The organism is Pseudomonas sp. GD04058 (assembly GCF_029836855.1).
In the GTDB taxonomy this organism is placed as follows: Bacteria; Pseudomonadota; Gammaproteobacteria; order Pseudomonadales; family Pseudomonadaceae; genus Aquipseudomonas; species Aquipseudomonas bharatica.
Window position 1 is genome coordinate 1 of sequence record NZ_JAOECN010000024.1, and the last position, 26,371, is coordinate 26,371.

General features: G+C 64.9%; 21 protein-coding genes. 9 read left to right on the top strand and 12 right to left on the bottom strand.

Annotation, left to right across the window (positions count from 1 at the left end; genetic code table 11):
* Positions 1-4: 4 nt before the first annotated feature.
* The 3 genes from maiA to hmgA are packed head-to-tail and all read right to left on the bottom strand — an operon-like array spanning position 5 to position 3,253.
* Positions 5-640, bottom strand: a complete 636-nt coding sequence (gene maiA, locus N7650_RS18765) for a maleylacetoacetate isomerase (protein ID WP_064302396.1) — start codon at positions 638-640, stop codon at positions 5-7.
* Positions 641-656: 16 nt separating this feature from the next.
* Positions 657-1,949: a fumarylacetoacetase gene (fahA, locus tag N7650_RS18770; protein ID WP_279899513.1), complete on the bottom strand. Its 1,293-nt coding sequence runs from the start codon at positions 1,947-1,949 to the stop codon at positions 657-659.
* Between the two features lie 2 nt (positions 1,950-1,951).
* Positions 1,952-3,253: a homogentisate 1,2-dioxygenase gene (gene hmgA, locus N7650_RS18775; RefSeq protein ID WP_279899515.1), complete on the bottom strand. Its 1,302-nt coding sequence runs from the start codon at positions 3,251-3,253 to the stop codon at positions 1,952-1,954.
* Positions 3,254-3,455: 202 nt separating this feature from the next.
* Between hmgA and N7650_RS18780 the strand changes: the two genes are divergently transcribed.
* Positions 3,456-4,241 carry an IclR family transcriptional regulator gene (locus N7650_RS18780; protein WP_279899516.1) on the top strand — a complete coding sequence of 262 codons (786 nt, stop codon included), beginning with the start codon at positions 3,456-3,458 and terminating at the stop codon, positions 4,239-4,241.
* Positions 4,242-4,616: 375 nt separating this feature from the next.
* On the opposite strand, the gene N7650_RS18785 is transcribed toward N7650_RS18780, so the two are convergent.
* The 5 genes from N7650_RS18785 to N7650_RS18805 form a co-directional block, all read right to left on the bottom strand.
* Positions 4,617-4,955 carry a hypothetical protein gene (locus N7650_RS18785; RefSeq protein WP_279899518.1) on the bottom strand — a complete coding sequence of 113 codons (339 nt, stop codon included), beginning with the start codon at positions 4,953-4,955 and terminating at the stop codon, positions 4,617-4,619.
* Positions 4,956-5,021: 66 nt separating this feature from the next.
* Positions 5,022-5,936, bottom strand: a complete 915-nt coding sequence (locus tag N7650_RS18790) for an SDR family oxidoreductase (protein WP_279899520.1) — start codon at positions 5,934-5,936, stop codon at positions 5,022-5,024.
* A gap of 109 nt (positions 5,937-6,045) precedes the next feature.
* A complete protein-coding gene (locus N7650_RS18795; protein ID WP_037058698.1) occupies positions 6,046-6,951 on the bottom strand; it encodes an alpha/beta hydrolase in 906 nt (301 codons plus the stop codon).
* A 146-nt stretch (positions 6,952-7,097) separates the two neighbouring features.
* Entirely contained in the window at positions 7,098-7,784 is a 687-nt protein-coding gene (locus tag N7650_RS18800; protein ID WP_037058696.1) for an LrgB family protein, read from the bottom strand.
* The gene (locus tag N7650_RS18805; RefSeq protein ID WP_279899522.1) at positions 7,774-8,160 is read right to left on the bottom strand and encodes a CidA/LrgA family protein; all 387 of its coding nucleotides are present in this window, start codon (positions 8,158-8,160) and stop codon (positions 7,774-7,776) included. Before N7650_RS18805 ends, N7650_RS18800 begins: the two co-directional genes overlap by 11 nt.
* Before the next feature lie 99 nt (positions 8,161-8,259).
* Between N7650_RS18805 and N7650_RS18810 the strand changes: the two genes are divergently transcribed.
* Positions 8,260-9,147 (top strand): LysR family transcriptional regulator, encoded by an 888-nt coding sequence (locus N7650_RS18810; protein WP_279899524.1) that lies wholly within the window; start codon positions 8,260-8,262, stop codon positions 9,145-9,147.
* A gap of 1 nt (position 9,148) precedes the next feature.
* Here the strand turns inward: N7650_RS18810 and N7650_RS18815 are convergent, their stop codons facing one another.
* The gene (locus N7650_RS18815; RefSeq protein WP_009395104.1) at positions 9,149-9,604 is read right to left on the bottom strand and encodes a flavodoxin; all 456 of its coding nucleotides are present in this window, start codon (positions 9,602-9,604) and stop codon (positions 9,149-9,151) included.
* A 170-nt stretch (positions 9,605-9,774) separates the two neighbouring features.
* Here N7650_RS18815 and N7650_RS18820 point away from each other — a divergent pair, with 170 nt between their 5' ends.
* Together N7650_RS18820 and N7650_RS18825 are read left to right on the top strand one after the other, a co-directional pair.
* The gene (locus tag N7650_RS18820; RefSeq protein ID WP_009395102.1) at positions 9,775-10,236 is read left to right on the top strand and encodes a PAS domain S-box protein; all 462 of its coding nucleotides are present in this window, start codon (positions 9,775-9,777) and stop codon (positions 10,234-10,236) included.
* Between the two features lie 57 nt (positions 10,237-10,293).
* Positions 10,294-10,902 carry a hypothetical protein gene (locus tag N7650_RS18825; RefSeq protein ID WP_009395101.1) on the top strand — a complete coding sequence of 203 codons (609 nt, stop codon included), beginning with the start codon at positions 10,294-10,296 and terminating at the stop codon, positions 10,900-10,902.
* Here N7650_RS18825 and N7650_RS18830 read toward each other — a convergent pair.
* A complete protein-coding gene (locus N7650_RS18830; RefSeq protein WP_279899528.1) occupies positions 10,899-11,846 on the bottom strand; it encodes a MerR family transcriptional regulator in 948 nt (315 codons plus the stop codon). The genes N7650_RS18825 and N7650_RS18830 overlap by 4 nt on opposite strands.
* A 215-nt stretch (positions 11,847-12,061) precedes the next feature.
* Here N7650_RS18830 and N7650_RS18835 point away from each other — a divergent pair, with 215 nt between their 5' ends.
* The 4 genes from N7650_RS18835 to N7650_RS18850 all read left to right on the top strand — a co-directional run bounded on the left by N7650_RS18835 (position 12,062) and on the right by N7650_RS18850 (position 14,060).
* Positions 12,062-12,643: a hypothetical protein gene (locus tag N7650_RS18835; protein ID WP_009395098.1), complete on the top strand. Its 582-nt coding sequence runs from the start codon at positions 12,062-12,064 to the stop codon at positions 12,641-12,643.
* Positions 12,644-12,725: 82 nt separating this feature from the next.
* A complete protein-coding gene (gene folM / locus N7650_RS18840) occupies positions 12,726-13,415 on the top strand; it encodes a dihydromonapterin reductase (protein WP_009395096.1) in 690 nt (229 codons plus the stop codon).
* Positions 13,416-13,429: 14 nt separating this feature from the next.
* A complete protein-coding gene (locus N7650_RS18845) occupies positions 13,430-13,726 on the top strand; it encodes a DUF1244 domain-containing protein (RefSeq protein WP_009395094.1) in 297 nt (98 codons plus the stop codon).
* Complete coding sequence (locus N7650_RS18850) at positions 13,719-14,060, top strand: HopJ type III effector protein (RefSeq protein ID WP_279899532.1); 342 nt, start codon at positions 13,719-13,721, stop codon at positions 14,058-14,060. Before N7650_RS18845 ends, N7650_RS18850 begins: the two co-directional genes overlap by 8 nt.
* A 79-nt stretch (positions 14,061-14,139) precedes the next feature.
* On the opposite strand, the gene N7650_RS18855 is transcribed toward N7650_RS18850, so the two are convergent.
* Complete coding sequence (locus N7650_RS18855; RefSeq protein WP_279899533.1) at positions 14,140-14,703, bottom strand: hypothetical protein; 564 nt, start codon at positions 14,701-14,703, stop codon at positions 14,140-14,142.
* 136 nt (positions 14,704-14,839) lie between these two features.
* Between N7650_RS18855 and N7650_RS18860 the strand changes: the two genes are divergently transcribed.
* Positions 14,840-15,949: an acyltransferase gene (locus N7650_RS18860; RefSeq protein ID WP_279899536.1), complete on the top strand. Its 1,110-nt coding sequence runs from the start codon at positions 14,840-14,842 to the stop codon at positions 15,947-15,949.
* Between the two features lie 98 nt (positions 15,950-16,047).
* Here the strand turns inward: N7650_RS18860 and N7650_RS18865 are convergent, their stop codons facing one another.
* The gene (locus N7650_RS18865) at positions 16,048-25,755 is read right to left on the bottom strand and encodes an autotransporter-associated beta strand repeat-containing protein (RefSeq protein WP_347815654.1); all 9,708 of its coding nucleotides are present in this window, start codon (positions 25,753-25,755) and stop codon (positions 16,048-16,050) included.
* Positions 25,756-26,371 lie beyond the last annotated feature (616 nt).

The window sequence follows — 26,371 nt, forward strand, 5'->3', positions numbered from 1 at the left end:
AAAATCAGCCTGCAGCCGGCGTATCCGGCTGCCGCGAAGGATGCGCCAGCACGAACGCCGGATGCTCCTCCGCCAGCCCCACCACCCGCAGGATCCGCGGGTACCCGCCCAGATCGACATTGAAGCGCCTGGCCGCATACACCTGCGGAATCAGGTAGACATCCGCCAGCCCCGGCTGCGCGCCGAAGCAGAAGCCTTCGTCACCGATCAACCGTTCCACCGCTTCCAGCCCCTGGCTAATCCAGTGCGCGATCCAGCGATTCACCGCATCCTCGTCCTGCCCCGTCTCGCGCAGTAGGTTCAGGACGCTGACGTTGTGCAGCGGATGGATATCGCAACCGATCAAGGCCGCCACTCCCCGCGCCCGGGCGCGTTGCACCGGATCGTGCGGCAGCAGTGCCGGCTGTGGATAAACCTCTTCCAGGTACTCGATGATCGCCGGCGATTGCACCAGCAGTTCCCCGGAATCGGCCTTGAGCATCGGCACCCGGCCCTGGGGATTGAGCGCAAGGTAGTGTTCCGCGCGCTGCTCGCCCTTGAGCAGGTTGACCGGCAGCGACTGGAACTCCAGCTGCTTCAGCGCCAGGGCAATGCGAACCCGGTACGACGAGGTGGAGCGGTAGTAAGTGAAGAGTTCCATTGGGTTCAGGGCCCTTTCAGTTCGCCGCAACGACTTTCCCACGGCATTCGCCGAAGCCGATGCTGGCCACGCCGTCGCGTCTGGCGCGGGCGCGCAGGATGATTTCATCGCCGTCCTCGAGGAACTTGCGTACCTCGCCCGACGCCAGTTCCACCGGGTGCTTGCCGCCCTCGGTGATCTCCAGCAGGCTGCCGTACTGCCCGGGCTCGGCACCGGACAAAGTGCCGGAACCGAACAGGTCGCCCGGCTGCAGCTGGCAACCGTTGACACTGTGGTGCGCCACCAACTGCGCCACGGTCCAGTACATGCTCAGGGTGTTGCTCAGGCCCAGGCGATGCGCAGGCAGGTTCTGCTCGCGCATGCGCTCGGTGATCAGCAGCACTTCCAGTTCGATATCGAAGGCACCGGCCGCCTGGTCACGCTTGTCCAGAAGGTACGACAGCGGTTGCGGGTCGCCGTTCGGACGGGCTGGCTGGGCGCAACGGAACGGCTCCAGGGCTTCGGCGGTAACCACCCAGGGCGAAATGGTGGAAATGAAGCTCTTGGACAGGAACGGCCCCAGCGGCTGGTATTCCCAGGCCTGGATATCCCGCGCCGACCAGTCGTTGAGCAGGCAGAAGCCGGCGATGTGCTCGGCGGCGTCGCCAATCGGTATGGCCTGGCCCATGTCGTTGCCCTGGCCGATCCAGATGCCCAGTTCCAGCTCGTAGTCCAGGCGCGCGCAAGGGCCAAAGCTTGGCTCGCTCTGCCCGGCCGGCAGGGTCTGGCCTTTCGGCCGCCGTACTTCGGTACCGGACGGGCGAATCGTCGAGGCCCGGCCGTGGTAGCCGATCGGTACGTATTTGTAGTTGGGCAGCAGCGGGTTGTCCGGGCGGAACAGCTTGCCGACATTCATGGCGTGCTGGATGCCGACGTAGAAGTCGGTGTAGTCGCCGATCCTGGCCGGCACGTGCAGCTCGCATTCGCTGGCCGGGTACAGCGCGGCCTTGAGCGTGGCCTGGTGCTCGCTGCCCTCGCCGAGCAGCGCCAGCAGGCGCTCGCGCAGGGCTACGCGGGCACTGCGACCCAGGGCGAAGAAGGCGTTCAACGCGCCGCCGCGAGTGGCTTCCACCGCCGTCCTGGCTTCGCCTTCGAACAGACCGGCAGCCAGTACCGCTTCGAGGTCAAGGATGGCGTCGCCGATGGCAACGCCGCTGCGGCGCTCGCCGCCGGCGCGGCTGAAGATGCCCAGCGGCAGGTTCTGCAACGGGAAGTCGCTATGCCCATTGGCGTGTTCGACCCAACTACGGGCAATGGCGGTCTGGTTCATGCTTATCTCCGATTCGGGGTGAAGGTGCTCGGCAGCGTGGCCCAGCACCTATCGTAGTCGTTCTGCAACTGCGGGCAGTCCAGGGCATGGCGGGTCGGACGCAGCACCTGGCCGGTCTCGAACATGAAGGCCATGGTGTTGTCGATCTTGCTCGGCGCCAGCTCCGCGGCGATGGCCTTGGCGCAGGTTTCGGCATCCGGACCGTGGGCGCTCATGCAACCGTGCAGCGAGGCGCCACCAGGCAGGAAGCCTTCGGCCTTGGCGTCGTATTCGCCCTTGATCAGGCCCATGAACTCGTTCATCAGGTTGCGGTGGAACCACGGCGGACGGAAGGTGTTCTCGGCCACCATCCAGCGCGGCGGGAAGATCACGAAATCGATATTGGCCAGGCCCGGCACGCTGGTCGGCGAGGTCAGTACCGTGAAGATCGACGGATCGGGATGGTCGAAGCTGACCGTTCCGATGGTGTTGAAACGTCGCAGGTCATATTTGTACGGCACGTTGTTACCGTGCCAGGCGACCACGTCCAGCGGTGAATGCTGCAACTCGCAGCCCCACAGCTCGCCAAGGAACTTCTGCACCAAAGGCACCGGGCCCTGGGCTTCCTCGTAATGCGCCACCGGCGCGAGGAAGTCTCGCGGATTGGCCAGGCCGTTGCTGCCGATCGGGCCCAGGTCCGGGATGCGCAGCGGCGCGCCGTGGTTCTCGGCGATATAGCCGCGGGCTTCGCCATCCGGCAGCTCGACGCGGAACTTCATGCCGCGCGGGATCACCGCGATCTCCAGCGGCTCCACCTCCAGCACGCCCAGTTCGGTGACCAGGCGCAAACGGCCCAGTTGCGGCACCAGCAGCAGTTCACCGTCGGCGTTGAAGAACACCCGCTCCATGGAACGGTTGGCGCGGTAGATATGGATACTGACGCCGGCCGGTTTGTCGCCGGCCGAGTTGGCAGCCATGGTCACCCAGCCATCGATGAAGTCGGTGGGCTCGCCGGGCATGTCCAGCGGGCTCCAGCGCAGGCGATTGGGAGTGACCGCGCCCAGCGGGCCACCGGCCAGTTGCCGCTCCAGGCGAACGAAGGCCGGGTGCAGCGCCGAAGGACGGATGCGGTACAGCCAGGTGCGCCGCTGTTCATGGCGGCTCATGGTGAAGGCGGTGCCGGAGAGCAGTTCGGCGTACAGGCCGTAGGGCGCTTTTTGCGGGGAGTTCTGGCCGACCGGCAGGGCACCGGGCAGGGCTTCGCTGGCGAACTCATTGCCGAAACCGCTTTGGTAAGCGAGGTCGGACGGGTTGTCGATGTTCATCGAGCCTCCATGGGGTGGCAGATTGTCAACCCTGTCGCCCAAGCAAGAGGGAAGTGCTTCTGCATTGTTTTAATTCGTAAACGGATTACGCATAACGTAATTTGCTCGCACCATGACGTCAAGCTATAAAGATCGCCGTCCATTCCGGGACCGCCGTGCGGTCCTTCGCGAGCAAGCTCGCTCCACAGAGAAAACAGCGCCCATGAGTAAAGCTCCGTCCAGCACCGATAGCGGTAAACAGAAGGTTCGTTCGGCGGAGGTCGGTACCGACATTCTCAAGGCGCTGGCGGAGCTTTCCCCCGCTACCTCGCTGTCGCGCCTGGCCGAGCATGTGGACATGCCGGCGAGCAAGGTGCACCGTTATCTCCAGGCACTGATCGCCAGCGGCTTCGCCGAGCAGGACCAGGCCACCAACCATTACGGCCTGGGACGCGAGGCGTTGCGCGTGGGCCTGGCGGCGCTGGGCGGGATGGACGTTCTGAAAGTGGCGGCGCTGCCCCTGTCGCAATTGCGCGACGAACTGAATGAAAGTTGCTTTATCGCGGTATGGGGCAACCAGGGCGCGACCGTGGTGAATATCGAACCGGCAGTGCGCGCGGTGACGGTGGTGACCCAGATCGGCTCGGTGCTGCCGCTGCTGAGTTCGTCCACCGGGCTGGTGTTCGGCGCCTATCTGCCGGAACGGGAAACCGTGGAACTGCGGGATCGGGAACTGGCGCAGAGCGGACACGACATCGCCCATTACGATGCCCTGTTCGCCACCATCCGCGAACACGGCCTGCATCATGTCCACGGCCTGCTGATGCCCGGTGTCGACGCCCTGTCGGCCCCGGTGTTCAACGCCATGGGCCAGATCGCTGCGGTAATCACCGTGGTCGGGCCAACCTCGATCTTCCACGCCGATGAACAAGGCCCGGCAGCGCAGCGCCTGGTTGCCACGGCAAACGCCATCAGCTGGCGGATGGGCTATCAGGCGTCAGTGAACTGAATTGGTGCACTGTTGCCGAGGATGCAACAGTGAATGTCAAAAAGGGCTATTTTTCCGTGGGTTGCGCCTGACTATCCTTGCCTTGCCCTGACGATCCGGTGTTCGCCAGGGCGCGAAGTTGGCGCTTCGGACCCCTTAATGGTCGGTTAATGCTTTTCCCCTAGAGTGCTCCCGATTGTTGCTCCGAAGCGTCCCCTTCAGTTCACCGACGTCGATTTTGAAGCTCCTTGATCTGCGTCTTTCATTGGCCGCTGCAGTTGCAGCGGCCTTTTTTATTTGTGTTGTTGCTGATGGCCCCATCGCTGGCAAGCCAGCTCCCACAAGATCCCTGTGGGAGCTGGCTTGCCAGCGATAGGGCCCGAAAGACCACCATCATCAATCGCAATGAAACCGGTGCAGCAACCGATGCGCCACCGGCGCCAGGATCAGGCCGATACTGGCGACGAATACCAGCCCCACATACAGCCCGTACACCGCGAAGAACAACTTTCCGCCCTGGGTTTCCGGCAGCGCCACCGGCCCCATGCCGCCCAGCAGCAGGGTGGCGTTGAACGCCGCGTCGTACCAATTCACCCCTTCCTCGAAGTGCAGGTGCCCGGCCACGCCGATCAGGATCGAGCCCAGCAGCAACAGCAGCGCACCCAGCGCATGAAGCAACAGCCGGCTGCGGAACTGTTCTGCCGAGATGACTTCTTCGTTCTTCGATTCATACATGTGCGCGCTCCTTGTCGCGATGACGGGCTAGCCAGCTTAGGAAAGATCCGCCGATCGCGACAGAAATCAGCGCCGGGCAAATCGTTGCAAATTGCTCATCATCTGCTCGAGGGCTTGCAGGCTGTCCTTCGGATGTACGGCGTTCTCGAAGTCGCCGATTTGCCGCCAACTGGCCGCCACGTCTTCGACGCTGAAGCCTTCATGGGGATCGAAGCCGGCCCCGAGGCTGCGCTCCCAACGCACCTGGCCGATCCAGCCACCGCCGACCTCATAGAGGTTGCCGCTGTCCTGGCAGCGGTCACTGCCCAGGTAGACCACCAACGGGCTGATCAGCTCTGGCTTGAGTTGCTCGAACACTTGCGGCGGGATCAGGCCTTCGGTCATGCGCGTGCCCCCGGTGGGGGCGATGGCGTTGACCAGCACGCCGTTCTTGCGCCCTTCCAGGGCAAGGGTGCGGGTCAGGCCGTAGAGGCCGAGCTTGGCCATGCCGTAGTTGGCCTGGCCGAAGTTGCCATAGATGCCCGACGTGGACGAGGTGAAGATCACCCGGCCCCAGTTCTGCTCGCGCAGGTGCGGCCAGGCGGCGCGAGTCACTTTCCAGGCACCTTCGACGTGCACCTTGTAGACCAGGTCCCAGTCGGCGTCTTCCATCTTGTGGAAGGTCTTGTCACGCAGGATCCCGGCGTTGTTCACCACGACATCGACCCGGCCGAAGCTGTCCAGGGCCTGTTCGACGATGCGCTGGCCGTCGGTCACCGAGTCATGGTTGGCCACCGCCTCGCCGCCGGCCTCGCGGATCTGCGCCACCACCCGGTCGGCCGCCGAGGCGTTCGCCCCTTCGCCGTGGGTCGAACCGCCCAGATCGTTGACCACCACCTTCGCCCCGTGCCGGGCGAACAGCAGGGCATGGGCGCGGCCAAGGCCACCGCCGGCCCCCGTGACGATCACCACTCTATCTTCCAGGCGTACCGAATCGGTCATGGCTCAACTCCAACTGAACAGGGAACGGAGCCGCCAGTGTCAGCCAGCACCCGTGCCCGGACAACGAACCGGGCGGGCGCTGAATGGCGGATGATAAGTGACGCTTGGGTCAGGACCAGGCCACCTTCTGCAGGCTCCAGGCCAGCGGCTGGTGACGGAAATCCAGGTAATGGCGCAGCACCTGGGCCGGCGACTCGGTGTGCGGGTAGTGCCCGATGCCATGGAGCAGAACGGTATCGGGCTCGGGAATCAGTTCCTCGTAGCGCTCGACCATATGCGCGCCCGACAGCGGGTCTGCCGCTCCGTTGATGAAGCGCAGCGGCAGGCTCGCGTTCTGCAAGGCCCCGACCCAGCGCTGGCGATGTGCCTGGTGTTCGATCAGGTACTCCGAAAGCCGATGCAGGATGCGATTGCCGCGATTGGCCACGATCAGGCTCCAGCAGTCGTCCAGCGCGCTTTCGCTGGGCTGGGTACCCGGTCCGTAGATCTGCCCGGCATTGCGCACCAGGTCGTCACGATCGAAGACCCGCGCCACCAACCAGCCGAGCCGGCTGATCAGCAGGCGCTGAAGCAGCAACGGGCGATGGCATTCGGGAAACAACCCGGCATTGAGAAACGCGCAACTGGCGATCCGGCCCTGCCCTTCGTGATGCCGCGCCAGCAGTTCCTGGGCGACGCTGCCGCCATAGTCATGGGCCAGCACATGCACGGGCTCATGGATATGCAAATGCTCCAGCAACGCCTGCTGCAGATCGGCCTGCTCCAGCAGGCTGTAGCGATGCCCCGGCGGTTTGGCCGAATCGCCGAACCCCAGCATGTCGCAGGCGACTACCCGAAAGCGCTGGGCCAGGGGTTGCCAGAGGTAGTGCCAGTCCCAGCTGGCGGTAGGAAATCCGTGAATAAGTAGCAGTGGCTCTCCCTGCCCTGCCGTCCAGTAGCGAATGCTCTGGCCGCGGAACGTGTATCCCAGGCTCCGTGTCCGCCAGACGCACAAGGGTATCTCTGCCAAAGGCATAGCGAGATCTCGGCTGGTGGTTGTTATCAGTGTTGGTCACGGCGGCACATGATTGTGCTCTGTCGCTGAGCATAGTCAGCCGCCGCCAGGGCGGGAGTTGCCTTGGCAGCCAGCTTGCTGACCTTGCGGGTCACGCGCCGAACGGCTTATAGCGCCATCGTCAGCAACGGCGCGGCGAACAGGTTGAGCAGGCCGGTCAGGACCATCACCAGCCCCGCCACCGAGCCTTCTTCGCCGCCCACCTCCCGCGCCCGGCTGACACCGGCGCCGTGGGCACCGACACCGAACAGCGCGCCCCGGGCCAGCGGCGTGCGCAGCGGCAGGTAGCGCAGCAGCACGCCACCGAACACCGCACCGAGCACCCCGGTAAACATCACGAACACCGCCGTCAGTTCCGGCACACCGCCCAGTTGCTGCGCCAGCGGCATGGCGAACGGCGTGGTGATGGAGCGCGGCAGCAACGACAGGCTCACCGAACTGTCCAGCGCCAGCAACCGTGCCAGCACCCAGGAACTGGCGATGGACGCCGTACTGCCCATCAGCATCCCCAGGCACAGGGCCTTCCAATGCCTGGCCAGCAGGCGCCGCTGCTGCCAGATCGGTATCGCGAAGGCAACGGTCACCGGGCCGAGCACTGCCATCAGCCAGTGGGTGTCGCGGGAATATTCGGCGTAGGCGGTATGCAGGGGCACGGCAATGGCCAGCAGCACCGCCGGCACCAGGATCAGCGGCGACAACAGGTAACGCCCGGTGCGCCGGTACAGCCAGCGGCTGCCCAGGTAGGCCAGCAGGGTCAGGGCCAGCCAGAACAGCGGCATCGGTTCAAGACTCATGACGCAGGCTCCGGCGGCACACCCATTCCACGGTGAAGGCGGTGACCACCATCACCAGCAAGGTACTGACCGCTATCACCAGCAGGATGCGCCAGCCGTCGTTGCGCAATAGCGCGCCGTAGTCCAGCAGGCTCATCAGCGCCGGGATGAAGAACAGCAGCATCTCGGCCATGAGCATCCCGGCCCCGCGCTGCAGGGCGGCAGGCTGGAGCCAGCCGAGGGCGAACAGCACCAGCAGCAGCGCCAGGCCCATCACTCCGCCGGGGATGGGCCAGCCGAACCAGGCCACCAGTTGCCCGCCGAGCAGGTACAGCCCCAGCAGCACGCCCAGCTCGGCAAGCAGGCGCGCAAGGTATTTGAAATTGGCGAGCGTCATCGAAGGGGTTCCTCTGGAGACCCCATTTTAAAATCGTGCTCGCCCATGCAAAAAGCGAATTGTTAGACTGCACCGCATTCCAGAATGGAATTCAAGAGCATGGACTTCAAGCAGCTGCGCAGCTTTATCGAAGTGATACACCGCGGCGGCTTCACCCAGGCCGCGCAAACCCTGCATATCAGCCAGTCGGCAGTGAGCAAGCAGGTGGCCCAGCTGGAGCAGGACCTCGGTGTAACGCTCCTCGAACGGCACGCCTCGCGCCTGCACCTGACGGCCGCCGGCAAGGTGGTGCTGGAACGTGGCGAAGCCATCCTGCACCTGAGCCAGGCCCTGCATAACGAACTGGACGACCTCAGCCAGCTGGCCCGCGGCGAGCTCAGCCTCGGCCTGCCGTTGCTGGGCAGCGACGCGCTGTTCGCCGGGCTGTTCGCCGAATACCGGCGGCGCTATCCGAATATCAAGGTGCAAATGCTCGAAGGCGGCAGCCGCACCATCGAACAGGCGGTCCTCAGTGGCGAACTGGAACTGGGCGGCAGCCTGACGCCGAACGATCCGGCCTTCGACTGGCAGCCGTTCTGCAACGAACCGCTGGACGCCCTGCTGCCGCTGGACCATGCACTGGCCGGCAATGCCAGCGTGCACCTGGGAGAATTGGCGGACACGCCCTTCCTGCTCTATCAGCGCAGTTTCGTGCTCAACGACCGGCTGTTGAGTGCCTGCCAGGCCCTGGGTTTCACGCCCAGGGAAGGCGGACGCAGCGGACAGGCGGATTTCCTCGCCGCGCTGGTGGCAGCCGGCCAGGGCGTGGTGCTGTTGCCGCGGATCGTGGCGAGGGCGCTGGAACGGCCCGGCGTAGTGCGCCTGGCCCTGCGCGAACCGCAGGACCTGCGCTGGGACATCGCCTTCATCTGGCGCCGGGGCGCCTACCTGTCGGCGGCGGCCCGGGCCTGGCTGGACCTATTGAAAGAGTATCCGCAGGCGCAATGAATCAGACGCGCAGCCTGTCGGCGAACCCGGCGAGCCACGGCTCGGCGTCGACTTCAGGGGTCACGGTTTCGCTGGCATCCAGGCGCAGCATTGGCTGGATCTCGTTGACGCCCAGCTCGGCGAACAGCTCGCGCAATTGCTCGCCGCCGCCGCAGTAGGTATCGCCGTAGCTGGAATCACCCAGGGCGATCACCCCGCCGGGCAAGCCGCGCCAGGCGGCAGGCAGGATGTCGCGGATTTCGCTGTACAGCGGCAGCAGTGCATCGGGCAGTTCGCCCATGCCGGTGGTGGAAGTCACGGCAAGCAGCGCCTCGGGCTCGAATGCCTGGATATCGGCAAGGGTCGCCCGGGCCGCGTGCCAGGCTTCGAAACCGGCGGCCTTGAGCAGCGATTGGGCGTGACGGGCGACTTCTTCGGCGGTGCCATAGACCGAACCGGACAGGATGACCACTTTCATAAGGGATTCCATTGCTTGAGCGAAAGCGCAGGATACTAGGTTCTGTACGAAAAGCCTTGAGACGAAGGCTTTTCGTACAGCGCCTGGCACCCCTGGCTGGCACAAGGCCTTATCCCCTGCTCGCACATGCACTAGAATCGCTCATCCGAAGCCCTGTACCGGTCCCGCCGATGATCAACGCCAAACTGCTGCAACGCATGATCGATGCCTCCAACGACGGCATCGTGGTCGCCGAACAGGAAGGCGACGAAGACACCATCCTGATCTACGTGAATCCGGCCTTCGAGCGCTTGAGCGGTTACCAGGCCAGCGACATTCTCTATCGCGACTGCCGCTTCCTCCAGGGCGAGGAGCGCGACCAGCCGGCCCGGACGCGTATCCGACAGGCCCTGGACAGCCGCCAGCCGTGCCGGGAGATCCTGCGCAACTACCGCAAGGACGGCAGCGCCTTCTGGAACGAGCTGTCGATCACCCCGCTGTTCAACGAAGCCGACCAGCTCACCTATTTCATCGGTGTGCAGAAGGATGTCACCGTTCAGGTCGAAGCCGAGCAGCGGATCGCCGAGCTGGAACGCGAACTGGCCGAGGCACGGGCGCGGATCCGGGCGCTGGAAAGCGACCAACGGTCTTAACAAAGGCACTTATTCGCTGTCCATTCAACACCCCGTAGACTCGCAGTATTCACGACCATGCAAGCCGACGCCCTTTTGACCCAGGATGAGCTGGACTATATCCAGAGCGTGCACCGCTCGCCCCAGCTCAACCGCGTGGACCCGAACTCCAGCCTGCGCCTCAATGGCCGCAGCGATGTCCAGCAATTGCTGACCCGGCTGGTGGCCAACGAGCAGGTCACGGTGCAGGCGAAGGTGGACAACCAGCACATGAGCTTTCCGCTGTTGCTGGTGGAAGACGAGTTCCATGCCCTGCACCTGCAACTGGGGGCGCCGAGCATCTATGAGGAAGGTGCTGTGGTCCGGCCCTGGCGCCTGAGCCTCGACCAGCCGGTGATGCTGGAAGACCAGCTGGGGCTGAGCAGTGGCCTGAAGGTGCGGGAGATTTCCTTCAAGGGCGTGCTGGTGGAACTACCGCAAGGCAAGAAGCCGCCGAAGTCCTTCAACCTCTGGTTCGCCCCCGACGGCATCGCCCCCATCGCCCTGCGCGGCACCTTGCAACGCATCACCGCCGAGGGCCTGGCCGCCTACCGGCTGAGCCAGCGGCCGGCTGAAGAAATCGAACGGCTGCGCCAGTACATTTTGCAGCAGCACCGGCGCGCTCATCCCGAGCTGCATGCCGGTTAACTGTCGAGGTGCCCGTCGAGGCACTGCTGCAGGCGTCGACGCATGAGGCGCCCTTCCCCGCCGAGACACACCACCTGTGACCCGACCAGGCTGTCCTGGGCCATTTCCGACGCCTCGCCGGCGAACAGCAGCGGGCAGTCCAGACCGAGACAGAGGCGCGCCAGGCGCCTGGACAGGTCCGCCGCCGGGGCGTGATTGGAGAACAGCACCACGGCATCCGGCGCCATGCGCTCGCAGATCAGGCTCAACTCTTCCAGGGGGTGTCCGGGTGCCAGCAGCGATACCGACACCTCGCTGCTGCCGAGCATCAGGGCGCACACCAGCAATTCAAGCTCCCGACACTGCTCCGGCAGCCCGGCGAGGAGCACCCGCGTAGGCTGTTCGTCCCGGGTCAGTTGCAGGCGCTGCCAGGCCCGGGCACGGAGGAAGGTGTCGAGGAACAGCCATTCGCTGAGGCGGCCGAAGCCGTCATGGGCGATACGCAGCTCCTGCCACAGCGGCATGACGATCTCTTGGAACACCACCTCCAGCGGGTAGCTGGCGAAGACCTGGCCGTAGATGCGCTCGAGCCGCGCTTCATCGAAACCCTGCGCGGCCTGGCGCAGCAGGTTCTGCCAGTGCTGGTGGTCCTTCGCCGGCGGTTGCGCGGCCTCCTCGGGCCGGGCTTGCGCGGCCCTGTTGCGAGCGAGGATCTTGCCGACCTTGCTCACGGCCACGCCCCGCTCGATCCAGCCGAGGATCGTACGGACCTCGTCGATATCGGCGCGGGAATACAAACGGTGCCCACTTTCGGTGCGAGTCGGCTGTACCAGCCCGTAACGGCGCTCCCAGGCGCGCAGGGTCACCGGGTTGATCCCGGTCAGCCGCGCGACTTCCCGGATGGGAAACAGCTCCTCGTGATCCAGGGTACGTTCGTCGGGTGACGGCGGGGGAAATTCGATCATCGCCTTGTACGCTGCGGATTGTAGGAAAAGATCCGCATTCTACCCCGCTCGTCAACGGCGGGAACAAACCCTTGCTCAACTTGAGAGAAAACTGACACTGACGGGTCACATTATTTACGGAATAATCCTTGCTTGAATTGGGACGCCACCCAACACCCCGGGTGGTATCCAGGATCGAGGCTATCCGCCGCGACCCGTTTGCCCGGAGATACACGATGTCTACCTCACCCGTCACCTTGATGGTCGCACGGCGCGTTGCCGAAGGCCGTTACCAGGACATGATCGCCTGGCTCCACGAAGGCGAGCAGCTCGCCACCGACTTCCCCGGCTACCTCGGTTCCGGCGTACTGGCCCCGCCGCCCCAGGGCGACGAGTTCCAGATCATCTTCCGCTTCGTCGATGAAAAGACCCTGCACGCCTGGGAATTCTCCGCCTCGCGCAGTGCCTGGCTGGCCCGCGGCAACGGCTTGTTCAAGCAACCCACCGAGCAGCGGGTCAGCGGTATAGAGGGCTGGTTCGGCAACAGTGCCGCGCAGCGTCCACCCCGCTGGAAGCAGGCGGTGGCGATCTGGCTCGCGTTCTTTCCCGTGTCGCTGGTCTTCAACCTGCTGTTCGGCCATTGGCTGGCGCAACTGGACCTGCTGCCGCGCGTGCTGCTCAGTACCCTCGGCCTGACGCCGCTGATGGTGTACCTGTTCATCCCGCTATCGACCCGCTGCCTCGCCAGTTGGCTCGATGCCCGGCCCGCGCCCGCTACGGCACGGGAAAACCGCGGCGAATCCCTGGAAAGCCGCTGACGCTCCGGGGGCGGTCAATACGGGCGAGTTCGGGTATGCTGGCACCTGACCGCGAACCTGAAAAAGTTGACCGTCCCCGCATATGAACAGCCCAATCCTAGTTACCGGTGGCAGCCAGCGAGTCGGGCTGGCGCTGGCCACGCAACTGGCGCAGGCCGGCCACACGGTGGTCAGCGCCAGCCGCAGCAAGATCCCCCCGGCGCACCCGAACATCATCCCGTTCCAGGCCGACCTATGCAGCGAACGTGATCGCGAAGCACTGATCGACCACCTGCGCACCCAGTACGACGGCCTGCGCGCCATCGTCCACAATGCCTCGCTGTGGCTGGACGACGACCTCGACAACCTGAACACCATGTTCAAGCTTCACGTCGAGGCGCCCTACCACCTCAACCTGGCCCTGGGCGAGCAACTGCTGAAGCTCGACAAGTCGGACATCATCCACATCTGCGACGAAACCTCCTCCCGCGGCAGCAAGAGCCATATCGGCTATGCCGCGACCAAGGCCGCGCTGCAGAACATGGTGCTGTCGTTCGCCGAAAAGTACGCGCCCAGGGTGCGGGTCAACGGTATCCTGCCAGGCCTGCTGATCCTCAAGGAGGGCGGCGACGAACAGTATCGCCAGCAGACCCTGAAGAAGGCCCTGCTGGAATTCGAACCCGGCGCCCAGCCGCTGATCGAAGCGGTGCTGTTCCTTCTCGAAAGCCAGTACAGCACCGGCAGCAACGTGGTCATCAACGGTGGCCGCCACCTGAAGAACCGAATCGCCTGATCAACGAGACAGCCATGACCCCACAAGAGCAACTCGAACTCGAAGCAGCGGCGTTCCGTCGCCTGGTCGAACATCTGCGCAACCGTACCGACGTGCAGAACATCGACCTGATGAACCTGTCCGGCTTCTGCCGCAACTGCCTGTCCAAGTGGTACAAGGCCGCCGCGGACGAACGCCAGATCGAGGTAAGCCTGGATGACGCCCGCGAGGTGGTCTACGGCATGCCTTACGACCAGTGGAAAAGCCAATACCAGAAAGAAGCCAGCGCCGAGCAGAAAGCCGCGTTCGCCAAAGGAAAAACCCATGACTGACCTGATTCAACTGCGTGCCAGCCTGGCCACCGGCGAACACCAGTTCGCCGATACCCTGGCCTTCGTTGCCGAGCACTACGACTACCAGCAGACCGCCTTCGACAATGGCGGCCTGGCCAGCGCCGCCGGACAGAACGAAGGTTCGTGCAAGACCCTGGGCCTGGCCCTGCTGGAAGGCCTGAGCGACCAGGAAACCCTGCTGGCGTTCGGCGAGCACTACCGCTCGGTGCTGGCAACGCCGGAAGGCACCGACCACGGCAACATCCGCGCCCTGATCGCCCATGGCCTGGCCGGGGTGAAACTCGAGGGTGAGCCGCTCAAGCGCAAGGCTTGAGCCTTGTGATGCGGCTGATGGCCTGATCGCTGGCAAGCCAGCTCCCACAGGGTTCGCGTAATCTGTGGAAGCTGGCTCATCAGATCGACTCGTCCCGGGCCGGCGGCGGCATTTCCCAGACTGACGGCGGTATATCGAACAGCTTGTCGAGATCGAAGCGCAGGTTTTCATCGCGCAGGCCGATCATCATCACCACCAGCAGCAACAGCCCCAGCGCGCCTTCCGGCAGGCTCCAGCGCGGCACCTCGGCATTGCGCCCGCGGCTGCACCACCAGGCCTGGCCGATGCAGAAGGCAGCAATGGCCAGGACCCAGAGGTAATAGCCCGGAGCGAAGCCGATGATGTCATGGAAGCTGTAGTTGATGTTGTCCGGCAAGCGCTCGATGCCGTGGCTCATGACCGCCAGGTAGAGGGCCCAGGCACCAAGGAACAGCGCCAGCCAGCGCAGCCGCCGGCGCAGCAGCAGGGCGAGACCGAACAGCGGATTGGCGAACCAGCCGAACAGACCGAAGACCACGCCCCAGGGTCCCTGGAACAGCGCCTGAAGGCCGCTGACGTGATTGCCGTCGACAAGCTGCACCGCATCGAAACACAAGGCCAGAAGATAAAGGAGCAGGGAGAGCGTTACGTACAAACGCGCCATTTAGCGACCTCTTTGCCTGGAAACTCGCGGCAACAACACAAGCGCGACGCAAGAATATCCACATGCATTGTGAGAAGCAGCACCCTGAAGTATGCTGCCATAATTTTTCCTTTTCAGCCCCTTCCAGAGTCCATATATGCGAGCGCCATTACCTGCTCTGACGTCGCTGCGATTCTTTGCCGCGCTATTTGTATTTTTCAGTCATCTGCACTTTCTGAAAACAACCCCAAACGCGGGAGTATCGACACTCTACAGCAATGTTTTATATGAAGGATACTTGGGGGTTACCTTCTTTTTTGTATTATCCGGCTTCATACTTTCCTACGCCCATGCCGGACAGAAGATTAACCGTTCGAACTACGCCGGCTATCTTTCTTCCCGTATCGCCAGGATTTATCCGGCACATATTCTGGTCCTCATACTGTATGTCATGTTCCTTATCCGCCCGGAGCCGGACGGCACCTTGGCCTATTTCGTAAACCTGCTGTTCAACGTAACCCTGACCCAGGCCTTCTCGCCCGAAGCCAAGACCTACTTCTCCTTCAACGCTCCAACCTGGAGCCTATCGGTGGAGATGTTCTTTTATCTACTGTTCCCCCTCTTCACATTGTTGCGCAGCCGCGTCCTGGTGCTCGTCGCGGGCGTGGTAATCCTCGGTAAACTGGTGCTTGCCGAGGTACTCCCCGAGCCTCTTCACCACTTCACCATGTACATCTTTGCACCGCTGCGCCTGGCTGATTTTCTCGTTGGCATTCTTCTATACCGTCTGTTCAACGGGCTGAAACCGCTGTCGGCTGGCCAGGCAACGGCCCTGCAGGCGTTGTCGCTGGCTTTGTTGGCAGGTTTTATCGCGCTGTCGCCGGGCGTCAGCGCAGCCCATCGTTTCGACCTTTACTACCTCCCCCCCCTGGCGCTAATCATCTTTGCCTTTGCGTACCAGAAGGGCTCTCTGGCACGGGCCATCAGTACCCGTCCGCTGATTTACCTTGGCAAGGCCAGCTTCGCCTTCTATCTGGTCCATCAAAGTTCGATCATGATCGGCCAGTTTATTCGTTTCAAATCCGAAGTACCGCAAACCCTGGTCGATGATGTCAACTACAGTCTGCTTTATTTCTGCCTATCCTTGGTCCTCAGCGCGCTGATATTCAATTATTTCGAAAGCCCAGCGAAGCAGCTGACCCTGCGTCTGCTCGGAAAACTGCGCAGGCACGGCCGACAAGGTGTCCACCACGGGCTGAACGACTAAACCCCGAACAAAAAGAAATCCGCACCAGGCGGATTTCTTTTTGTTCGGGGTAGACCACTCCGCCCGAGAAAACATCGCTCCCGGGCGAGATGGATGGATCAGAACTCCATGCTGAAGCTCACGGTCACCGCGTTGTCGCGGCTTTCGCTGGCCAACTGGCCGGAGTAACCCAGGCCCACCTTGCTCATCGGGCCGACGTTCATGTCGACACCCAGCTCGACCACCGCTGCATCCTTGGCGATCGGTACTCCGGAGTTGCTGAACCCTGCACCGCCTTCGATGAAGCGCAAGTCCGCATCCGGCTTGGTGTCGCCGAAGGCATGCCGCCAGCCGAGGCTGCCGCGTGGAGTGACGGTCGCGCCGTTATCCAGGGTGAACGACTTGCCAACCCGCAGGCCGACGGTCGAGAACACGTTGTCCTGCTGGGTATCGCCCTCCAGGCGCCCTGCCCCGCCTTTCTCGCGGGCCTTGTCGCTGTCGTAGTTGACGTAGGCCAGGCCGGCGAACGGTTCCAGCGCCACGCCGTTGCCTGCATCGATGGCATAGCCCACTTCACCGAACACCTGGGCAGTGCGCGCCTTGTAGCTCGATTTCAGGCGTTCGCTGTAGCTGCCGGCCTCGACGTAGCGCTTGCTGTCGATGTCGTGCCAGGTGTAGCCGGCGCCCAGGCGTGCGGCGAGGGCGTCCATCTGGTAGCTCAGGTAGGCCGCCAGGTGGTAGCTGTCCACCGAGGCGTCCTGCGGCTTGCCCTTGGCGCTGATGCTGCTGTTGGTGTAACCGGCAGCGATACCGGCGCGCAGCTGGTCGTTGAGGTCGTTGTCGAAACCGATCAGGAAGCCCGACAGGTCGCGCTTGACGTTGGCCGCATTGTGGCCGCCATCGTAGTCACCCCAGCCGCCCACGGCACGGATCCAGCCTACCCCTTCACCGCCGCAACCACGACCGGTGGTCTGCTGGTTGCTGTTGGGTGCCAGGGTGCGGCGCGGGTCCTGCTCGTCGCTGCAACCGCCATCGCGCATACGGTCATTGACCGCGTCGCGGATGTAGCGCGAGTCCTCGATCAGCACGGTCGCGGTGCTGGCGTAAATCTCGCCGGACAAGCTTTCGAAGGCCGCCACGGCGTCGCTGGCATTGGACGTGATGATGGCGCTGCGCAGGCTGGCCGGCGCCGACGCGCTGTCCAGGGCCTGGGCCACTTCACGCTGGTTGTCAGTCTGCGCCACGCTGGCGAAGGCGGTGCCGTTGCGCGCCACGTTCAGGGTCACGGCGTTGGCGCCGTAGTTGAGCGTGCTGTCAACGAACGTCAGGCTGTCGAGATTGCTGCTGGCGAAGGTACCGTTGACCCCACCGGTAGCAGAGACCAGGGTGTACTGGGTATCGCCGGTGTATCCACCGAGGTTGCCCACCTGCAGGCTGCCGCCCAGGTTCGCCGTGCCACCCACGTTGAGGTAGTTGGTGGTCGCCGGCGACAGGGTCACGGCCAGGGTGCCGTCGGTGGCGTTGGTGAAGTTGCCGGCCACACTCAGGTTGGCGCCATTGGCCCCGGTGGCGACGGTGCCGTGGTTATCCACCGAGCCGACGCTACCGGTGCCGGTCAGGCCGGCGCCATTGGCGACGGTGACCTGGGCGCCGAACACGGTGCCCGGGTTGGCCGCATTGCCCACGGTCAGGCTGCCCTGGTTGACCGCAAAGGCCCCGTTGAACGGCTGGCTGCCCACGATCAGCAGGTCGCCGGTACCTTGCTTGACGATGCTGCCGTTGCCGCTGAGGATGCCGCGGAACTGGCCTGCGGTGGCCTGCTCGAACACCAGGTTTGCGTTGTTGGCGATGTTGCCTTGCAGGCTGCTGGTATTACCCATCAGCGTGCCGCCACTGACGGTGGTGCCGCCGGTGTAGGTGTTGGTGCCGGTGAGGTACAGGGTGCCGGCATCCAGCTTCTCGATGCCGCCGGTGCCGACCAGGGCCGTGGAAATCTGCGCCGTGCCGGTGCCGACGCGAACGGCCGCGAGGGTGCCATCGGCGGCATTGATCGCCGCCAGGCTGCCGCCGCTGAGTTGGTAGCCATCGGTGAGGAACTGCAGGCCGGTGAAGGACTGCTGGCCGTCCACGGTGACGGTGCCGGCGCTGCCGCCGAACACCGCGAACTGGTTGGCCCAGGCGTTGCTGGTGGTGCCAGTGGTATTGGTCCAGTTGGTGCTTGCCGAGTTCCAGGTACCGCTGCCACCGCTGATGGTGCCGTCGGCCGCCGTCTTGCTGCCGTTCCAGAACTGCAGGGCGGTGTCGCTGCCCACCACCAGGTTGATCTGGTTGGCAATGGCCGTCTGCAGGGTCAGGTCGGCCGGCAAGGTGGTGCCCGGCAGGCTGCCGTACACCAGGCCGTTGTCGGTGACGCTGCCGCCGTAGGTGAACAACTGGTACACGCCAAGGCCGAAGCCGCCGGCATTGCTGATGTTCAGCGTACCGTCGAGCACCAGGTTGCCCGCCACCGATACCAGGGTGGTGGAGCCACCAGGCGCACCGAGGTCGAAGTTCAGGTTGCTGCCCGAAGACAGGTTGAGGTTGCCCACGCTCAGCGGTGCGGTCGCGCTGCCGGCGTTCAGGTTGGCGCCATCGGCGATGGTGACGGTGCCGCTGTAGGTGCCGCTGCCGCCCAGGCTGGCGCCGCTGGCGACCTGCACGTTGGCGCTGGCCAGGGTGCCGTTGTTGACCAGGCTGCCGGCGCTGACCAGGGTATTGCCGGTAAAGCCGCTGTTGCCGGTGAGCAGCAGCCGGCCAGCGCCGAACTTGGTCAGGGTGCCCGAACCGGTGAGGCTGCCGCCGTAGGTGCCATCGGTATTCTGCGCGAAGGTCAAAGCGCCGTTGTTGAGGATCGCGCCCTGCAGGCTGGTGGTGTCGCCGGTCACGCTGCCGGCGTTGATGGTGGTGCCGCCACTGTAGTTGTTGGCGCCGGCCAGGGTCAGCGAACCGTTGCCGTTCTTGACCAGGCTGCCGGTGCCGCTGATGACGCCGTTGAGACTGGTGTCCTGGTTGCCGGCGAGGGTCAGCTGCGAGGTCAGGTTGATTGCATTGGCCAGTTGCAGCGCGCCAGTGCTGTCCAGCACGGAGGCGCCGGTCACCCTGAGGCCGCCGCTGCCCAGGGCGCCATCGTTGCCCAAGGTCAGGCTGCCGCCGTTGAGCACGGTGCCGCCGCCGTAGGTGTTGATGCCGTTCAGGGTCAGGTTGGCGTTGCCGTTCTTGGTAAGGCTGCCGCTGCCGCTGACCACGCCATCGAGGGTCAGGGCATGGCTGCCGCCGATGCTCAGGCCGCCGTTGAGCACGGTGTTGTTGGCCAGGACCACTGCGGTGTTGCTGTCCAGGGTGGTGCCGGCTGCCGCGGTCAGGTCGCCGCTGCCAAGGGCCGCATTATTGCCGACCACCAGGGTGCCGCCGTTGAGTGCGGTGCCGCCGGTGTAGCCATTGGCGCCGGTGAGTACCAGGGTGCCGCCATCCACTTTGGTCAGGGTGCCTGCGCCGTTGATCGCTACGCCCAGGGTTGCGGTATTGCCGGTATCGACCCGCACGTTGGTGGCGTCGGCGCTGGTAAGCAGTTCACCGCCGATGCCGCCGTTGAGGGTGTAGCCGTTGCCGGCGAACTGCAGGCCGGTGATGGCATGGCTGCCGTTGACAGTAACGGTACCGCCAGTGCCCTGGAACACCGCGAAGGTGTTGTTCCAGGCCCGGTTGAGGGTGCCGTCGGCGCTGGTCCAGTTGCTGTTGGTGCTGTCCCAGACGCCGAAGCCGCCTTGCACCACACCGTTGCCGACCGTCTCGCTGCCATCCCAGAACAGCACGTTGCTGGCGCCGCCGACCACCAGGTTGACCTGGTTGCTGACAGCGGTCTGTACCAGCACGTCACCTGGATTGACGGTGCCCGGCAGGCTGTTGATGGTCAGGCCGTTGTTGGTCAGGGTGCCGCCGTAGCCGGCCAGGTGGTAGACACCGGCGCCGAAGCCGCCGAAATCGGTAACGTTGAGGTTGCCGCCCAACGTCAGGTTGCCGGCGACGCTGATGAGCGCCGGATCGCCTGCGAGCGCTGCGCCCAGGGCAGTGTTGAGGTTGGAGCCGCTGTCCAGCACCAGCGAGCCGACGTTCAGGGTGTTGCCGCTCTGCAGGTTCAGGTTGCCGCCGCTGGTCACGGTTACCGCGCCGGCGAGGTCGCCGCTGCCGCCGAGGTTGGCCGCGTTGCCGACCGAAACCGTGGTGCTGTCGAGGCTACCGTCCACCACCAGGCTGCCACCGCTGATGGTGGTCGCGCCGCTGTGGCTGTTGCTGCCGGTCAGGGTCAGGGTGTCGATGCCAACCTTGTCGATAAGGCCCGCGCCGCTCAACGAACCGGCGAAGGCACCACCGCTGAGGGTCAGGGTGTTGCCGGCGGCCACGTTCACGTCACCGCTGCCTTGCAGGGCGCCGAGATTGGTGTTGCCGTTGAGGTTGAGCAAGGCCCCGCTGCCGAGGTTGATCTGTGCCGGGTTGCCCAGGGCGCCGCCGTTGGTGGCGGTCAGGCTGCCGGAGAGGATGTTGAGGATACCGGCGAAGGTATTGGTGCCGCCCAGGGTCAGGTTGGCCAGGCCGTTCTTGTTCAGGGTGCCGTTGCCGCTGAGCACACCGTTGAGGGTCAGGTCGTTGTTGCCGGCGACCGACAGCGTGCTGTCGACCTCGACATCGTTGGCCAGCACCAGGGCGCTGGTGTTGTCCAGCAGCGTGGTGCCGGTGATGCGCAACGCGCCGCTGCCCAGCGCCGAGGCATTGCCCAGGGTCAGGTCGCCGCTGTTGACGGTCAGGCCGCCGACGAAGTTGTTGGCGCCATTGAGGGTCAGCTTGCCGAGACCGTTCTTCAGCAGGCGGCCGTTGCCGGAGATCACGCCGTTGAGGGTCAGGTCATTGCTGCCATCCAGGGTCAGGTCGGAGGCGCCGGAAGCCAGCAGCACATTGTTGGCCAGGGCCATTGCGCTGCTGTTATCCAGTTGGGACGGCCCGGTGACGGACAGGGTACCGCTGCCCAGTGCCCCGGCATTGCCCAGCCTCAGTTGGCCGGCTGCCAGGTTCAGGCCTCCGGTAAAGGCGTTCAGACCGTTGAGGGTCAGGGTGTAGGCGCCCAGCTTGGTCAGGCTGCCGACGCCGTTGACCGGGCCGCTCAGGGTCAGGTCGTTGTTGCCCAGGACCTGGAGGTTGCCGGCCAGGTTGACGGTATTGCCCAGGGTGACCGCACCGAGGGTGTCCAGCGTAGTGCCGTTGGCCGCGGTCAGCGCGCCAGCGCCCAGCGCACCGTCGGTGCCGAGGACCAGGCCACCGGCATTGAGGGTGGTGCCGCCCAGGAAGGTATTCACATTGCCCAGGGTCAGCACCCCGGCGCCGTTCTTCACCAGGCTGCCGTTGCCGCTGACCACGCCATTGAGGGTCAGGTCGTTGCTGCCGGCCAGGTTGAGCGCGCCGGTGACGGCCACGGCGTTGCCGAGCGCGACCGTCTTGTTGCTGTCCAGCGTAGTGCCGGCGGCAGTGCTCAGCGTACCCGAGCCCAGGGCACTGTCGCTGCCAAGCACCAGGGTGCCGCCGCTCAGGGTGGTACCGCCGCTGTAGCTGTTTTCACCGTTGAGCACCAGGGTGCCAGTGTCCAGCTTGTTCAAGGTGCCAGTGCCGGTCAGCGGCAGGTCCAGGGTCGCCGTGACGCCGGCGTCGGTACGAACGGCGAAGTAGGTGCCGTTACGGTTGTTGATATCCAGCGAGCCATTGGTACCCGCCACCAGTTGGTAGCCGTCGGTCATGAACTGCATGCCGTTGACCGACTGCGGGCCATCCACGGTGACGGTGCCGGTGGCGCCCATGAACACCGCGAACTGATTCAGCCAGGTATCGTTGCTGAAGCCGTCGCTGAGCGCCCAGTTGCTGGTGGTGGCGTCCCATACCCCGCTGCCGCCCTCGATCAGGCCGTTGTTGGTGGTATCGACACCGTCCCAGAACTGCATGATCAGGTTCGGCGAGTTCACCAGCAGGTTGACCTGGCCGGCTAGGCCGGTCTGCAGGGACAAATCGGTAACGTCCACTCCATTGGGCCGGTTACCGAAACCGATGCCCAGGTTGGTCAGGCTGCCGCCGTAGTCGAACAGGCGATAGACGCCGTTGCCCAGCGCGCCGGCGTCGACGATGTTGATCGAGCCGCCCAGGGTCAGCGCGCTGGCGACATTGAACAGCGAGGTGCCGCCGGTGACCGGCGAGCCGAGGTTGAGGTCGAGGTTGCTGTTCTGCGAGAGCACCAGCGAACCGAAGCTCAGGGTCTGGCCGCTGTTGCCCACCAGGGTACCGCCATCGGCGATGGTGGTAGTGCCGGCGATGCTGCCACTACCGGTCAGGCTCGCACCGGCATCGACGTTCAGGCCGCCGGTACCGTTCAGCGCGCCGGTCACCTTCAGGGTGCCCGCCTTCACGTTGTTGACGCCGGAGTTGGTGCTGGTACCGGACAGTTCCAGTACACCGGCGCCAAACTTGTCCAGGCCGCCGTTGCCGGCCAGCGAGCCGGCGAACAGGCTATCCAGGTTGTTGCCAGCCACGCTCAGGCGTCCAGCATTGGACAGGTTGAGCTGGCCGGCACCGGTCAGGCTGCCGATGGTGATATCGCCGGCAGTGGTCAGGCCGCCGCCGGCCGCCAGGTTGGCAGACGCCAGGGTGTCCAGCGAATTGGCGGCGATCGCCGTGATATAGCCACCCAGTACGTTGACGCTACCGGTGAAGGTACCGGCGGACAGCAGCAGGACTTCATCGCTGCCGGTCTTGGTCAGGGTGCCGTTGCCGCTGAGCGCGCCTGCGAGCTGGAGTTCGTTGTTGGTCTCCAGGGTCAGGTCGCCATTGACTGCGACGGCATTGCCGAGAATACGCAGCTGGTTGTTGCGCAGGGTGGTCGCGGTGTTGGCGGTGATCGCACCGCTGCCGAACGCGGCGTTGTTGCCGATTACCACCGTGCCGCCGTTGAGTACCGTACCGCCATTCCAGGTGTTGACGCCGTTGAGGGTCAGGGTACCGGTGCCGGCCTTGGTCAGGCTGCCGTTGCCGGCGATGACACCGCCCAGGCTCAGGTCGTTGCTGCCGCCGACGGTCAGGCCGCCGTCGAGCTGAACGCCGTTGGCCAGGGCCAGGCCGTTGTTGGCTGCAACCAGGGTGGAGGTGCCGCCGACGGTCAGGTTGCCCGAGCCGAGCGAGCCGTTCTGGCCCACCGCCAGGGTGCCCTGGTTGAGCACGGTACCGTTGGTGTAGGTGTTGTTGCCGCTCAGGGTCAGGGTACCGGCGCCGTTCTTGACCAAGCTGCCACCGGTGCCAGCGAGCGTGCCGGCCAGGGTCAGGTCGGAACTGCCGCCTACGGTCAGGGCGGCGAGCAGATTGAAGTTGTTGGCCAGGGTTACGGCGGAGGTGCTGTCGAGGCTGGCGACGCCGGTGTTGACGGAGCCAGTACCGAACGCGGTATTGCTGCCGACAGTGGTGGTGCCACCGAGCAGGAAGGTGTTGCCGGTATAGGTGTTGTTGCCGGTCAGCAGCAGGTTGCCGGTGCCGGTCTTGGCCAGGTTGCCGGTGCCGTCGATCACGCCGTTGAGGGCCAGGTTCTGGGCGCCGCTCAAGGTCAGGCTGCCGAGCAGGTGCACTGCGTTGCCCAGGCTAGCGCTGACAGTGTTGTTGAGGATACCGCCGGAGGCGGTCAGGGCGCCGCTGCCCAGCGCGGTGGTGGAGGCCAGGGTCAGGGTACCGGCGTTCAGGCGCACGCCGCCGCCAAAGGTATTGTTGCCACCCAGGGTCAGCTCGGCCAGGCCGTTCTTGACCAGGCCGCCGGTGCCGGTGATGTTGCCGTTCAGCGTCAGTGCGTTGCCACCGCCGAGGGTCAGGGTGTTGCCGCCCAGGGCGATGGCGTTGGCCACGGCGATGCCGCTGTTGTTGGCCGCATCGAGGAAGGTTCCGGCCCCGGTGATGTTCAGGGCGCCGTTGCCCAGCGCAGTGTTGTCGCCCAGGCGCAGGGTGCCGCCGGCCAGGCTGGTGCCACCGCTGAAGCTGCCCGGACCATTGAGAGTCAAGGTGCCCGCGCCGGTTTTCAGCAACGCACCGGTGCCGGCGATGGCACCGTTGAGGGTGATGTCGTTGCCGCCGTTGAGGGTCAGCAGCGCAGCGAGGTTGATCGCATTGCCCAGGTTGATGGCAGTGCTGCCGGCCAGGGTCGAAGCGCCACCCACATTCAGGCTGCCGGTGCCGATGGCCGCATCGTTGCCGAGGGTCAGGGTGCCCGCGTTCAGGTTGGTCGGGCCGGTGTGGCCATTGGCGCCGGTCAGGGTCAGGTTGCCCGCGCCGTTCTTGGTCAGGCCGCCCGCGCCGTTGATCACGCCCGCCAGGGTCAGGTCGGAGGTGCCGGTGAGGTTGAGGTTGCCGCCCAGGTTGACCGCGTTGTTCAACGAGGTCGCCGCGAGCGTGCCGAGGGTAACGCCGTCGGCGGTATCCAGGCTGCCGGCACCCAGCGCCGTGTTGCTGCCAACCACCAGGGTGCCACCGCTCAGGGTGGTGGTGCCGGTATTGCTGTTGTTACCGGTCAGGGTCAGCACACCCACGCCGCTCTTGACCAGGCCGCCCGCACCATCGAGGGTGCCGGTCAGGGTCAGGTTGTTGCTACCGAGCACGTTCAGGCTGCCCGCCAGGGTGATGCCGTTGGCGAGGCTGAGGGCGGTGTTGTTGTCGAGCGCCGTACCGTTTGCGGCGGTCAGCTGGCTGCTGCCCAGGGCCGCGGCATTGCCGACGACCAGGGTACCCGCCGCCAGGTTGGTCGCACCTTGGTAGGCATTGGCGCCATTGAGGGTGAGCACGCCGCTGCCGACCTTGTCCAGGCCACCGGTACCGGCAATCACCCCGTTCAAGGTCAGGTTGGCAGTGCCCGGCAGGGTCAGGTCGGCACCGAGGTTGACGGCATTGCCCAGGGCAACGCCGACGCTGTTGTTCAGGCTGGCAGCACCTGTCACGTTGAGTGCGCCGCTGCCCAGCGCGGCGCCGTTGCCGACGGTGATGGAGCCGGCCGCCAGGGTGGTTGCGCCGCCGAAGGTGTTGAGACCGTTGAGGGTCAGGTTGCCTGCGCCATTCTTGATTAGCCCGCCTGCGCCGCTGACCACACCGTTCAAGGTCAGGTCGCTGGTGCCGAGCAAGGTCAGGCTGTTGCCCAGGTCGATGGCATTGGCCAGGGCCAGCGCCGGGCTGTTGTCCAGACTGACACCGGCGCCGGCTACGTGCAGGGCGCCGCTACCCAGGGCGGTGTTGTTGCCCAGGACCAACGCACCCGCATTCACCGTGGTACCACCGACGTAGGCGTTGGCGCCATTCAGGGTCAGGGTGCCGCTGCCGTTCTTGACCAGGCTGCCGCCACCGGTGACCAGGCCGTTCAGGATCAGGTCGTTGCTACCAGTCAGGTTGAGCGCACCGAAGGTACCGATGTTGTTGCCCAGGGTGACCGCGGTATTGCTGTCCAGGGTGGTGTTGGCCGCAGTGACCAGTGTCCCGTTCCCCAGCGCAGCGTTGTTGCCGACCACCAGAGTGCCGCCATTGAGCACGGTGCCGCCGGTGTAGCTGTTGGCGCCGTTGAGCACCAGGGTGCCGCCATCGACCTTGTTCAGCAGGCCGCTGCCGGTGAGGCCGAGGTTGAGGGTCGCGGTGGCGTTCGGATCGACACGGAAGGTGGTGTTGCCGCTGCTGTTGTTGACCAGTTGCAGCGCGCCCGGGCCGTTGAGCACATAGCCGTCGGTAGTGAACTGCATACCGGTGAGCGTTTGGGTGCCATTGACCGTGACCGTGCCACCCGGGGGTCTGGAATACCGCGAAGTTGCTGCTCCAGTCACGGTTGCCGGTGCCATTGACCGTGGTCCAGTTGGTGCTGGCCGCATCCCAGGTACCGCTGCCGCCCTGGATCACACCATCGCTGGCAGTGCCGGTGCCATCCCAGAACAGCACGCTGCCATTGGCGCCGCCCACCAGCAGGTTGACCTGCGCGCCGATCGCGGTTTGCAGTTGCAGGTCGCCCGGCTGGACGCTGCCCGGCACGCTGCCGATCACCAGGCCGTTGTCGGTGAGGGTCCCGGTGTAGTCGATCAGGCGATAGATACCGGCACCGAAGCCGCCGATATCGCTGACATTGAGGTTGCCGTCGAGGGTCAGGTTGCCGCCCACCGAAAGCAGCGAATTGCCGCCGGTGGATGGCGAGCCGAGGCCCACGTCGAGGTTGGAGTTGCCGTTGAGCACCAGCGAACCGACGCCCAACTGCGCACCGCTGTTCAGCGCCAGGTGGGCACCGTCGGCGATATTCACCGGGCCGGCGATACTGCCGCTGCCGGTCAGGGTCGCGCCGGTATTGACCTGCACCTGGCCGCCGGCCAG